Below are 11,916 nucleotides of genomic sequence, written 5' to 3' on the forward strand. Positions count from 1 at the left end.
CGGATATTGGAGGCCGAGGCAGAATTCGCTGCAGGCATTCGCACGGCGGACTGAATACACGAAGTAAAGCCGGGCCCAGCCCGGCTTTTTCTGGAGCGCCGCGCTTCAGATAGCGAGGCGATCGCCGCGCGCGGCTGCGCGGGCCTGGATGCGCACGCTGGCGCGGTCGACAGGCGATTCGACGCGCGTCACGCCTTGGCCGTAGCCTTCCGCGTACGGGTTCGCGCTGCGAGCGGCAGCGATTCCTTGCGAGCGAACCGAAGCGCGCTCAACTGAACTGGCGATGCTGGCGACGCCCTGCCCGGCCACATCGCTGAATTGATCCCCGCTGCGTGCTGCCGCGACGCCTTCGGCCCGGACCGCGGCACGGGTCTGGGTCGATGTGACCTTGACGACGCCGTGATAGGTCTCTGCCTGGACGCCTGCGGCAGCGAGGATCGCGAGCGCAAAGCCGGAGAGAAGCTTGGAAGCGGTGTTCATCGTCGGATTCCTTCAACTGGTTGAACGGGTTGGGGTGAGGGGAAGTTTGCGCCGGCAAGGGGCCTCGCGGATGTCCGTTTTCGCACCTCGGCGTTCATGTCGTGGAAACAATCCGGCCCTTCAAACGCTTGTCGCAAACGGAACGCGCGCGGTCGCACGCCGGTTTCACGCCGCGGCTCGGGCGACGAAGCGCTGAGCGAGCGGGCTCGCCGGTCGCATCGCGGCCCGCTCGGCCGCCAGCGCTGCCGCGAGTGGCCGATCGCCGCCGCGCAGCGCCGCCTCGATCAGCGTCAGGTCGAGCAGGTCGCGCTGGGCGTGGCTGCCGCCGAAGCGATGCGCATTCGAGCGGATCGGCCGCAGCAGCGCGACGGCCGTCGCGTGGTCGCCCGCCACGAAGGTCTGCACGGCGCGCGTCGCTGCCTCGCCAACCTCGGCGGTGAAGGCGCGGGTGTCGCCGTCGCCGGCGAGCGCGGCGCGCTGTGTCTCGCGCAGCTGCGCGGCGAGCTCGCTGCGCCCAGCGCTCGCGAAGGCCATCATCGCGTGCAGGTCGTTGAAGGCATAGTTGCCCGCGGTAGCATGCGGCGCCCAGCGTTCGGCTAGCGGCCGCCAGCGGTCGCCGACGTCCACGCCGCGCAGCGCGAGGCGCCACAGCAGTGCGCTCTGGTCGATCATGTCGAGCACGACCGCCGAGCCCGGCCCGCCGATCGACGCGTCGTACATCGCGAGCACCTCGTCGTGCCGGTCCTGCTCGAGCTTGAACAGCGCCAGGTGCCACCAGTTGTGGACCGCGAAGAAGCTGTCACGGGACCAATGCGCCGCATTCGGCTCGAGCCAGGCGATGCCGTCCTTCGGCGCATTGCGCATCTCGTGCACATGCGCCACCGCATGCCAGGCCCAGGTGTCGCGCGGCTGCAATTCGATCGCGCGGCGTCCGGTGCGCTCGGCCTGCGCATAGTCGCCGGTCTCCTCGAGCCCGAAGGCGTGCATGCCGAGCACCGCATGGTGGCCGGGCATCGCGTCGTTCCAGTGCGGCCGCACGCGCGCGATGCGATCGCGCAGCATGCGCGAATCGCCGGTGAAGAAGTCCACTTGGTGGCCTGTCTGCAGCGCGAGCAGGTCGCGCGGGTGCTGCGCCGACAGGTCCTCCAGCACGCGCGCGCCGTCGCGCCAGCGGCCGGCGGCGACGAGCGCGGCGGAGCGCGCATGCATCCGCTCGCGATCGGTTCCGGCGTGGCGCGCCGCGGCCTCGGCCGCCCCGCGCGCGGTCGCGAGCGCCGGCGCCTCGGCGCCTAGCAGGTGCAGCCAGGCCCGCAGCGTGTGCGCGATCGACATACCTGGCGCCTCGGCGAGCGCACGCTCGATCGTCGTGAGTGGGTCGCCGATCAGGCAGCGCAGCTCGTGCGCGGCCTGATCGTAGTGTTCGATCGCGGCGGCGGTGGCACCGCTCACCGGATGTCCCAGGGTGTCGATCAGAACCGTCATGGTCGGGTCCTCCGAGGTCAGGCGAGCGCCGCGCTGGCGGCGGCCGAGGTGACAAAGCGGCTCAGGTCGAGAGCGAAGCGTTGTGGCTCCTCCCAGTGCATCGCGTGCCCGGCGTCGGAGTATTCGACGAGCCGGGCAGTCCGGATCAGGCCCAGCATCGCCTCCTGGTCGGTGGCCGAGCAGAACGCATCGTGCCGGCCCCAGACGATCAGCGTGGGCACCTCGATCTCGCGCAGGCGCAGCGAGAAGTCGTCGTCGGTGAAGCCGGCGAAGGAGGCGCGCCAGACTCGCGCCGGGACTTTCAAGCTCTCGGCGACGAAGCGATCGAGCATCGAAGCGGCGATCGGCCGGGCCAGCGTGCTCTGCTGGAAGTCGCGGGCGACGGTGTCGGGCACAGGGTCGGCGAGCGGCACGATCTGCTCGCGGTGGTAGGCCATCAGCTCGGGCGGCCGGCCGAACCACGGCATCGTGCCGGCCAGCAGCAGGCCGGCGACCCGCGACGGGTGGTCGATCGCGAAGCGCATCGCGTTGACGCTTCCCATCGAGTGGCCGACGAGCACCGCGCGCTCGATCTCCATCACATCCATGAAGGCCGCGATGTCGGCGGCGAAGTCGGCGGGCCGGTACCCGCCGGCCGGCTTGTCGCTGTCACCATGGCCCCGCTGGGTGAGCGCCATCACGCGCAGTTCGGATGGCAGGTGGGGCAGCACCGGCTCGAAGGAGCGCCACGAGTCGGTGACGCCGTGCAGCGCGATGACCGGCGTGCCGGAGCGGCCGCCCTGTTCGGCGAACTCGAGCCGCACGCGGCCGGGGAGTTGGATCTGGCGGAGGGTGAGTTTCATCGAGGGTCCCTCGGGAGCGGGTGGAGACGGACCGGGACACGTCGCGCGGGCGAGCAGCATGTCGAGTGCCGAAAGTCTCGTCCGCGGGCGTATCGCGTATGTTTCGGGGCGGCCGGACTTTGTTCTCTGTTTGTTATCCGCGTGTAGGGGGCAACCATCAGGCACATCCCTGGCGCTCGTTTTCAGCTTGCCGGAACGAACCAGCGAATAGACTCGTAGAAAGCCCGTCTGGAATGACGCAACGAGAGGACCGGAGTCGGCCGGCCAACAACAGACCTTCGCGCCAACGGTCCAGCGTCTCCACCCCGCTCGACCAATTTATCGCCGGGCGTCCACTTTTTCACGATACGAGCTGGCCTCAGAGAGGCAAACTGATGCCATGCTGAGGGCGCTCTTTTTCCTCCTTGTTCTTCTCGTTCCGATTGGACTGGTCTACGCCTTCGGCGTGTGGATACTGCTTGCGTCGTTCGGGCTGGCGGCCGCAACCTTGCTCTTCTCAAACCGGAAGGGGCGCGGCGCTGAGGAGACGCAGGGCGGCAGGCTCACCGGATACCACACCACCACGACGGCAAGCCCTTAGGCCCAGCCAACTTGGAACAACGAGCAAATCGTGACTCGAGGCCGCAAGCAACGGGGCGGCCTTCGGGCCAAAAGCGGAACTACGCCCACACCTTTTTCGAATGCTTCCCTTGAACGTGCGCCGGGTCGACAGGCTTTCTCTGGCAGCTTCCTTCCGCTCGCAGGATGCGCCAGGTCGCCTGGTCGATCCTGCCACCTGGCCTCGCCGCCAGCGGGCGCCAAGGCTACGGGCACACATGGCGCGATTGCATTTTGCGTCGGCCCACTTCCGCGACTCAGATCGCCTCCACTAGAGATCGAGCACCAGCGTCGGCGTGAGCGCGCGTGAGCAGCACGGCGTGAACTGATCGTTCCGCGCCTGCTCCGCGGGCGTGAGGTAAAGGTCGCGATGATCTGGCACACCCTTCAGCACCCGCACGAGGCAGGTGCCGCAAACGCCTTGCTCGCATGAAGTCGGCACGTCCACGCCGGCCGCCGCCAGCGTCTGGCTCACGCTGCACCCGCGTGCGACCTTGATCGTGCGGCCGGAGCGGGCCAGCACCACCTCGAAGTCCTCGTCCGAGTCGCTTTCGGCGACCACCGCTGAAAAGGATTCGCTGTGCACTCTCTGCGCTGGCCAGCCCTGCGCTTCGGTCGCCTCGCGCATCGCCTGCATGAACCCCGGCGGGCCACAGAAGTAGAGGTGAGTGCCGGCGCCCGCAACGCTCAACAGCCGGTGGATGTCCAGCCGTTGCACAGGCAGTCCGTCGTCGCAATGCAGCGTCACCCGCGCAGCAAAAGGCGAGGCATCGATGCGCGCTAGGAGGGCCGCGCGCTCGCGGCTTCGCACCGAGTAGTGCAGCTCGAAAGGTGACCCAGTCGCCCAGAGCTCCTCGGCCATGCTGAGGATCGGCGTGATGCCGATGCCCCCAGCCACCAACAGGCTGTGTGACGCTTCCGCCGCAAGAGGGAAAAGGTTGCGCGGCGCACCGATGCGCAGCAAGGCACCCTCGGCCACCTGCTCGTGGATCGTGCGCGAGCCGCCTCGCGATGCGGGCTCATGGAGTACGCAGATCATGTACTGGCCGCGATCGCCCGGGCTGTTGCAAAGCGAATAAGGCCGCACCATACCGTTGGGCAAGTGCACGTCGATGTGCGCGCCGGCAGTGAATGCCGGCAGCATGCCGCCCGCCGCGTCCACAAGCTCAAAGCTGCTGATGCCCTGCGCCTCATGGCGTCGACGCGCCACCCGCACGGCGATCGTGTGCCCTCCGCTCATCGGTCGTCGAGGTAGTTGCCCGCATCGAACATCACTGCCGGGGCAGCGGGGTCGAAGCTCACACCGGCCGGATCCTCGCCGCGCTGCAGTGCTTCGACCTGCTCCTTGAGAAAGCGTCGCAGCATCACGACGCCTCGATCGGAGGTGGCCAGGTGTTCTTCCGAATGCCGTGCGATCGCGCCCTGGCTCACCATGGCCTCGTAGTCGCCCGGCATGCGCTGGTGTTCTTCCTCGGTAAGTTCCTCCCACAGCTTGCCGTTCATGCGTGAGCGCATGCGTGCGAGCTCTCCCTTTTCGCTCACACGGCCGACTACGTAGATGCGGAAGTTGTGGTCGTCGATGGGCAGGATCCAGCCCAGCGATTCCACCGGCCCGTAGCGACCCACACGCGGGCTCGGGATCACTCGCAGCGTGGGGATGCCGGCTTGGCTGATGCGCCGGAAGATCTTGCCATCGGGCATGCGCCGGATAGAGGTGGTGCGCACTCCCAGCTCCACCGTGTCCCAGCTCACCTCAGGCATCTGCGCCATCGCCTCGACGAACTGGGTACCGCTGAAGGATGAGTGCAGCACTACTACGTGGAAGGGATCGACCAGGTTCTCGTAGTGCTGCAGCCAGTTGCAGGGGATGACCTGCGGCCCGCCTCCGCCGATGCTGGCGTCGTTAGTCTCCAGCGTCTCCCCTTCGTCCAGCCGCTCCAGCGCATCGTAGCGCGGCAGAACCGGCTTCTTCTCGGGTGGGCCCAGGTAGGCCCACACCAGGCCGTAGAGCTCCTGTACCGGATACCAAGGCTGGCGCATGCGCCCGCGCGCGCGCCCCATCTCGGGCTCACAGGGCTGTTCCACGCAGTTGCCCTCCACGTCGAACAGCCAGCCGTGGTAGCAGCAGCGGATGCCGCGCTCTTCTACCCGGCCGTAATAAAGCGATGCGCCACGGTGCGTGCAGTTGGGATGCACCAGGCCAGGCCGCCCGCCCTTGTCACGAAAGAGAATCAGGTCCTCGCCCAGTACGCGCACTTTACGCGGCGTGTCGCTGGCATCCGATGCGAGCCCGACGGGATGCCAGTACCGGCGCAGCAACTCGCCCATGGGCGTGCCGGGACCGACCTCCGTGAGCGCCGGATTGTGTGTGCCTGGTTTGCGGCCGTAAGCGGTGCCGGTATCGACCGCGATGGGGATCACCTTCTCGGCGATGCTGGGATTCATCGATGCTCCTTCGATTGCGTTCATTCGACTGTTACGCCCGCGGCCTTGATCAGGTCGGCGACACGTGGAAAGTCCGCCTGGTAGCTGGCCTTGAATTCGGCGGGCGTGTTGCCCAGCGGCTCGAAGCCGAAGGCGGTGAGCTTGCCCTGCACGTCCGGCATGCGGGTGATCTCGCGCAGCGCCTGCGTCCATTGCTCGACGATGGGCTGAGACGTCCTCGCGGGCGCGTACACGCCGATCCAGCTGTCCACGTCGAAGCCGGCAAAGCCCTGCTCGGCGAAGGTGGGCACGTTGGGCAAGGTGGACACGCGCCGGCTGCCCGCGATTCCCAAAACCTTCATGCGTCCGGCCTGCGACTGCGTGCGCGCGGTGGCGGGGTTGGCCCAGGCGAAGTCCAGGACGCCGCCGATCATGTCGGTGTGCGCCGCAGCCTCGGCCTTGTAGGCCACGTGGGTCAGCGCGATGCCACTCTGGCGCTTGAGCAGCTCGCCCATGAGGTGAGCCTGCGAGCCGTTGCCCCAGGTGCCGTAGGTGAGGCCCGGGTGCTGTTTCGCGTAGGCGGCGAATTCCTTCAGGTTCGAGTAAGGCGCGTCCGCGCGCGCCACCAGCATCGGTCCGCCCGTGGCCAGCTGCGAGATCGGCTCAAAGTCCTTTACTGGGTCGTAGGGCAGCTTGGGCTGAAGGATCGCGTTGTTGATGTGCGTGAGCGAGAGCGTGAACAGGACCGTGTGCCCGTCCGGCGGTGCCTTGGCCACCGCGTCCGACGCCAGGATGCCGCTGGCGCCCGGCTTGGCTTCCACGATCACGGCCTGGCCCCAGCGCTGCTGTAGCTTCTCGGCATAGACGCGGGCGATGACGTCGATGGGTCCACCAGCCGTTCCGAAGGGCACGATGCGAATCACCTTGCTCGGAAAGGGCGCCTGCGGCTGACCGAGAGCGAGCGGCGGGACGCCGGTTAGGGCGAGCGCGACCAGGCTGGCGACGCAGGCGCGGCGGCGCACGCCGCAAGTGCGGCCGGGCGGATAACGAGCGGACATGTCTGTCTCCTTCATCTTGTGGGTCCGAATACGATAGAAGCTCGATCCGAAAGGATCAATTCCAACGTTTGGATAACTGATATGAATCGGCCTGATATTCGCGGCATCGACCTCGCGATGTTGCGAAGCTTTGACGCCCTCATGCGAGAGCGCAGTGTGTCGCGTGCGGCCTCGCGCCTCTTCCTCAGCCAGCCGGCTGTCAGCGCGTCGCTCAAGCGCCTGCGTGACATCTTCGACGACCCACTTTTCACTCGTACCGCGCACGGCGTGGTGCCCACACCGCGCGCCCTGGCGCTGGCCCCTCGCGTTGAAGCGGTGCTACAGGACATGCAGCAGCTGCTGAACATGGACCGCACCTTCGACGCCGCGAACTCCGACCGCATCCTGCGCATCGCGGGAAGCGATCACATTTGTCGCGTGCTACTGCCCCTGCTGTGCCAGGAGCTTGCGGCCAGCGGTTCGCGCATCCAATTGGCCTGGGAGTTGGCCGATTACAGCCAGTTGCCCGAGCGGTTACGCAAGGGGGACATCGCCCTCGGATTGCTGCCGCGCATGACGCCGCCGGTGGCGGTCGAATCAGAGCTGCTTTACGAAGATGCTTACGTGGCCGTGGCTCGCCGCGACCATACGAGCTTTGCAGGTGGCATGAGCCTCGAGGCCTTTTGCGCCATGCCGCACGTGGTGCTGGGACAGAGCCGCTCGATCCTGGACGACAGCATCGACCAGGCCCTGGCGCGCCGGGGCCTATCGCGCCATGTGCAGGCAGCGGTCACCACCTTCAGCCAGATGACCGATCTGCTGGCGAGCACGGATGCCATTGCCGTCTTCCCGCAGCGCGTCGCGAGCCGGTACGCCAGCGTCCTGGACGCGCTGCCGCTGCCCTTCGAGTTGCCGAGCTACCGGCTCTACGTGTGCTGGGATACCCGCTCCAACGCCGATCAGGCGGTACTCTGGTTGCGCGATGCGCTCGTGCGCCTGGGCCGCGCGCATGCGTGAAAAACCACTCCTGGGGCTGCCGGCACATGTCTACCTAGCAGAGCCGCAAGATCTGGCTGTGGCCCTAGGACTTCGCTGCCGAACGACGGCTTTCGCGAGACCGCGAGCTCCGCTTTGGGCCCGCCGGCGCCGTCGAGGAGTGTGGCAGGATGCGGCCGAGCCTGTGTGAAAACGCTTCGTTGATCGTCTCACTCAAAATAAAATCTGCCAACCCGTCAGAGCGAGGTGGCCATGAAGCGATTCATCGAGGGCGAAGACCGACAGCAGGTCACTTTGCTTCCCGAGTGCTTGGACGACTATATCGGTGAGGACAATCCGGTGCGAGTCGTGGACGTCTTCGTCGAGGAACTCGACCTTCAAGCATTGGGCTTCGAGGGCGTCGAACCAGCTGCGACGGGTCGCCCTTCGTATCACCCGGCGGTGCTGCTCAAGCTCTACATCTACGGCTACCTCAATCGCATTCAGTCGAGCCGCCGCCTGGAGCGCGAGGCGCAGCGCAACATCGAACTGATGTGGCTCATCGCCCGGCTCGCGCCGGACTTCAAGACCATCGCCGACTTCCGCCACGACAATGGGGCGGGTATCCGCAAGGTCTGCCGCCGCTTCGTTGGTTCGTGCCGCGACCTCAAGCTGTTCTCTCATGCCATCGTGGCCATTGACGGCAGCAAGTTCAAGGCGGTCAGCAACCGCGACCGCAACTTCACCGCCGGCAAGATCGACGCTCGTCAGCGGCAGATCGAGCAGAGCATCCAGCGCTACCTCGACGCCCTGGAGACGGCCGACCGGACGCAGCCGAACAGAGGTCGAGGCCAAGACCGAGCGGCTGCAGGACAAGATCAAGATGCTGCGCGAGCAGACGAAGCAGCTCGATCGCACGAGGGAAGAGCTGAAGAAGGAACCCGACGGGCAACGCTCGCTCACCGATCCCGATGCGCGATCGATGAACTCGCAAGCCAAGGGGTCGGGCCTGGTGGGCTACAACGTCCAAGCGGCGGTCGACGCCAGACACCACCTGATCGTGGCGCACGAGGTCACCAACGAGGGCAATGACCGTGCGCAGCTGAGCAACATGGCAACGGCCGCGTGCGAGGCGAGGGGCAAGACCAAGCTGCAGGCCCTCGCCGATCGCGGCTACTTCAACGGCACGGAGCTCATGGCCTGCGAGGACGCGGGCATCACGACCTACGTACCCAAGCCGATGACCTCCAACGCCAAGGCCGAGGGACGCTTCGACAAGAGCGACTTCATCTACATCGCCAAGGCTGACGAGTATCAGTGTCCTGCCGGCGAGCGAGCCATCTACAGGTTCACCACGCTCGAGAAGAACGGCAACAAGCTTCGCGTCTACTGGACCAGCGCCTGCCCCACATGCCCGATGAAAAAGCAGTGCACAACCAGCGCCTATCGCCGCATGCGCCGATGGGAGCACGAAGAGGTGCTTGAGCGCGTCCAGCAACGCCTGGACCGCAAGCCTGTCGCGATGACGCTGCGAAGGTGCACCGTGGAGCACGTGTTTGGGACACTCAAGCACTGGATGGGTTGGACGCACTTCTTGACGAAGAAGTTGGAGCACGTGAACACCGAGATGAGCCTGCACGTGCTGGCTTACAACCTGAAGCGGGTGATCTCGATCCTGGGTATTGCCAGAACGATGAAGGCGATGCGACTGGCGGGGGCGTGAGCCTCTTTAACGGCACTTTGCAGCTCGCGCCGCGACTCTCGACCGGACCACCCGCGCGTTTGTGCAACGAGACTACTGCATGACTCGGTGGCGCCGATGACGACCACAAGGCCGCGCGTTCGGCACACTCGCAAGTCAAAGGCCGTTTCCACACGACCTCGGCCAGAAGCGGGCGTTCAGCATCACGACGAATGCGCCTCCGATAGCGGACATTCAGTATTGGTGCCGCTGCTGCCGCAGTCGACAAGCTGGCGCGCAATGCCAGCTACTTCCGTCTTCGCCTTCTCGCAGATGGCGTGACCTGCTTCAGCGTCTCCTGTGCCCAGATGTTGATCGCTTGTTCAGTACCACGACCTTCCTCGATGAGCCAGGCACGGAAGTCCGCGATGACAGCGTTGTGGGTCGAGGCGGGCGAGGTGTTGGCGTAGTAGTGTCGAAGCATCGCGCCGTGCAAACCGAACGGCGCGCAGAGCTTTCCAGCCACGATGTCGTCTGCTACCAGGAAGAGCGGCACGAGCACCACGCCGAGTCCTTCTGCAGCGGCCTGCAATGCGAAGAACATCTGCTCGAAGTGAAGCGTGCCGGCTCCGGCGATCTCGGGAATCCCCGCGGCGTCGAACCATGTCGACCATGCATAGGGCTCGGTCGAATAGCGGATCAGCGTATGGCGCGCCAGGTCCTCCGGACTTCGCAGGCCACCCGATTCCACGAAGTCGGCGTGACAGATCGGAACGATCGTCTCGGTCATGAAGGGCACGGAGTCGCAACCCGTCATGGGCTCCAGCGCGCCGCGTATCGCGATGTCGTAGTTGTTCTCCTGGAAATGCACCGGTGCAATCGAAGTTGTCAGCCGTACCTCGATGCCGGGCCGCTTCCGCTGGTAGGTCGATAGCCGGGGAATCAACCACCGCATCGTGAAGGTCGGCGGGGCACTCACGCTGATGGCCGCCGGGGCCGCCTTCTCCATCACCTGCGCAGTCACCACGGTCAGGCGATCGAGGAGGGAGGTGACTTCCTGTGCATAGGCGCGACCGCTGGAAGTGAGACCGACCTGCGAAGCGCCGCGCTGAAAGAGCGTCACGCCCAGCCAATCCTCCAGCAGCAAGACCTGCCGGCTGACGGCGCCGTGCGTGACGTGCAGTTCCGCCGCGGCCTTGGTGAAGCTGACGTGGCGGGCGGCGGCCTCGAAGGCCTTCAAGGCATTCAGTGGCGGGAGCTTTCTCATCCTGGTCTCCATCAATGTCGCGGCGGCATGCAGACGTTGCAGACCATGAGATTTTCTCACGCCGCCTCAGATTTGATCGATTGCTCGTTTGCAGGGCAAAAAACAGAATTCCCTTAACGAAGCAAGACACAAGGAGAAGGCAGCAGCCCCGACCGACGTGCAGGAACGTGAGATTTCCTGTCGCCGAAATGGACTCCCATGGCTGCCTTCCCCGCCGATCGACAGAACACACCCCGCGTCAAACCCATGAAATCAGCACCCTTCGACTACGTCCGCGCGGAATCCCTCGAACACGCGCTGGACTGTCTGAACCAGAACGGCATGGACGCCAAGGCCATCGCCGGTGGCCAGAGCCTGGTGCCGATGATGGCGATGCGCCTTGCCCGGCCGACGGTCCTTCTCGACATCTATCGCCTGCCCGAACTGCGGCAAGTTGGCATCGAGTCAGACAGGGTGCGCATGGGCGCGACCACCCGTCAGCGGACGGTCGAGCATGGGACCGAACTTCATGCGGCGCTGCCCTTGGTTCGGGACGCGCTTCGCTGGGTCGGCCACATCCAGACGCGCAATCGCGGGACGATAGGCGGCAGCCTGGTCCACGCCGATCCTTCGGCCGAACTGCCGCTCGCTGCAACGGTCCTCGACGCGACGTTGCGCTTGCAGAGCCAAGCCGATGGCGAGCGGCAGGTCTCCGCGCAGGAGTTCTTCCTCGGCCCCATGTTCACTGCGACCGGCGAGACCGAATGCCTGGTCGAGATCGAGTGGCCCGTGTGGCAAGGCCAGGTATCCACCGCCTTCGACGAAACCGCGATGCGTCATGGCGACTTCGCCATGGCCTCCGCCGCGTGCCAGTTCGAACTGGACGTGGACGGTGTCTGCAGGCGCGCGGCATTCGGTGTCGGTGGCGTGGACGGCACGCCGCGCGCGTTTCCCGAGCTGGCACGGCAACTGGTGGGCTATCGCATCGACTCGGGCATGGCCAAGGAGATGGCCCAGGCCGCATTGCAACAGACCGAGCCGGGATCGGACCTTCATGCCAACGCTGACTACAGGCGGCATCTGGGGGTCGTGATGCTCACGCGCGTCCTGCTCAAGGCCGCGCAGTTTCAACACTGAGACAAGAAAGGCAAT

The 11,916-nt window shown here is 66.0% G+C and carries 10 protein-coding genes and 1 pseudogene; 4 read left to right on the forward strand and 7 right to left on the reverse strand.

The annotated features are described in order from the left end of the window. Positions 1-105: 105 nt before the first annotated feature. The 3 genes from GXN78_RS30740 to GXN78_RS30750 form a co-directional block, all read right to left on the reverse strand. Complete coding sequence (locus tag GXN78_RS30740) at positions 106-480, reverse strand: helicase SNF2 (protein WP_106561138.1); 375 nt, start codon at positions 478-480, stop codon at positions 106-108. 165 nt (positions 481-645) lie between these two features. Continuing rightward, positions 646-1,962, reverse strand: a complete 1,317-nt coding sequence (locus GXN78_RS30745) for a tetratricopeptide repeat protein (protein ID WP_106561139.1) — start codon at positions 1,960-1,962, stop codon at positions 646-648. A gap of 17 nt (positions 1,963-1,979) precedes the next feature. Next, positions 1,980-2,804 carry an alpha/beta hydrolase gene (locus GXN78_RS30750; protein ID WP_164255942.1) on the reverse strand — a complete coding sequence of 275 codons (825 nt, stop codon included), beginning with the start codon at positions 2,802-2,804 and terminating at the stop codon, positions 1,980-1,982. Between the two features lie 379 nt (positions 2,805-3,183). Between GXN78_RS30750 and GXN78_RS30755 the strand changes: the two genes are divergently transcribed. After that, a complete protein-coding gene (locus GXN78_RS30755; protein WP_106561141.1) occupies positions 3,184-3,384 on the forward strand; it encodes a hypothetical protein in 201 nt (66 codons plus the stop codon). Positions 3,385-3,672: 288 nt separating this feature from the next. Here GXN78_RS30755 and GXN78_RS30760 read toward each other — a convergent pair whose 3' ends face one another. From GXN78_RS30760 to GXN78_RS30770, 3 genes are read right to left on the reverse strand one after another with little or no spacing between them, the layout of a single operon-like run. Next, positions 3,673-4,641, reverse strand: a complete 969-nt coding sequence (locus tag GXN78_RS30760; protein ID WP_106561142.1) for a PDR/VanB family oxidoreductase — start codon at positions 4,639-4,641, stop codon at positions 3,673-3,675. Next, positions 4,638-5,846 carry an aromatic ring-hydroxylating dioxygenase subunit alpha gene (locus GXN78_RS30765; protein ID WP_106561143.1) on the reverse strand — a complete coding sequence of 403 codons (1,209 nt, stop codon included), beginning with the start codon at positions 5,844-5,846 and terminating at the stop codon, positions 4,638-4,640. The genes GXN78_RS30760 and GXN78_RS30765 overlap by 4 nt, the downstream gene beginning before the upstream one ends. A 20-nt stretch (positions 5,847-5,866) precedes the next feature. Next, positions 5,867-6,883 (reverse strand): tripartite tricarboxylate transporter substrate binding protein, encoded by a 1,017-nt coding sequence (locus GXN78_RS30770; RefSeq protein WP_164255945.1) that lies wholly within the window; start codon positions 6,881-6,883, stop codon positions 5,867-5,869. Between the two features lie 18 nt (positions 6,884-6,901). Between GXN78_RS30770 and GXN78_RS30775 the strand changes: the two genes are divergently transcribed. Both GXN78_RS30775 and GXN78_RS30780 read left to right on the forward strand, forming a co-directional pair. Continuing rightward, positions 6,902-7,879, forward strand: a complete 978-nt coding sequence (locus tag GXN78_RS30775; protein WP_239143031.1) for a LysR family transcriptional regulator — start codon at positions 6,902-6,904, stop codon at positions 7,877-7,879. 231 nt (positions 7,880-8,110) lie between these two features. Continuing rightward, a pseudogene (locus GXN78_RS30780) lies at positions 8,111-9,560 on the forward strand (IS1182 family transposase). Positions 9,561-9,825: 265 nt separating this feature from the next. Here GXN78_RS30780 and gcvA read toward each other — a convergent pair. Continuing rightward, positions 9,826-10,785, reverse strand: coding sequence for a transcriptional regulator GcvA (gcvA, locus tag GXN78_RS30785; protein ID WP_164255948.1), 960 nt, complete (start codon positions 10,783-10,785; stop codon positions 9,826-9,828). 198 nt (positions 10,786-10,983) lie between these two features. Here gcvA and GXN78_RS30790 point away from each other — a divergent pair, with 198 nt between their 5' ends. Beyond that, positions 10,984-11,901, forward strand: coding sequence for an FAD binding domain-containing protein (locus tag GXN78_RS30790; protein ID WP_106561147.1), 918 nt, complete (start codon positions 10,984-10,986; stop codon positions 11,899-11,901). Positions 11,902-11,916: the final 15 nt, after the last annotated feature.

The sequence above is a fragment of the Variovorax sp. WS11 genome (genome assembly GCF_010499245.1).
Classification (GTDB): Bacteria; Pseudomonadota; Gammaproteobacteria; order Burkholderiales; family Burkholderiaceae_C; genus Variovorax.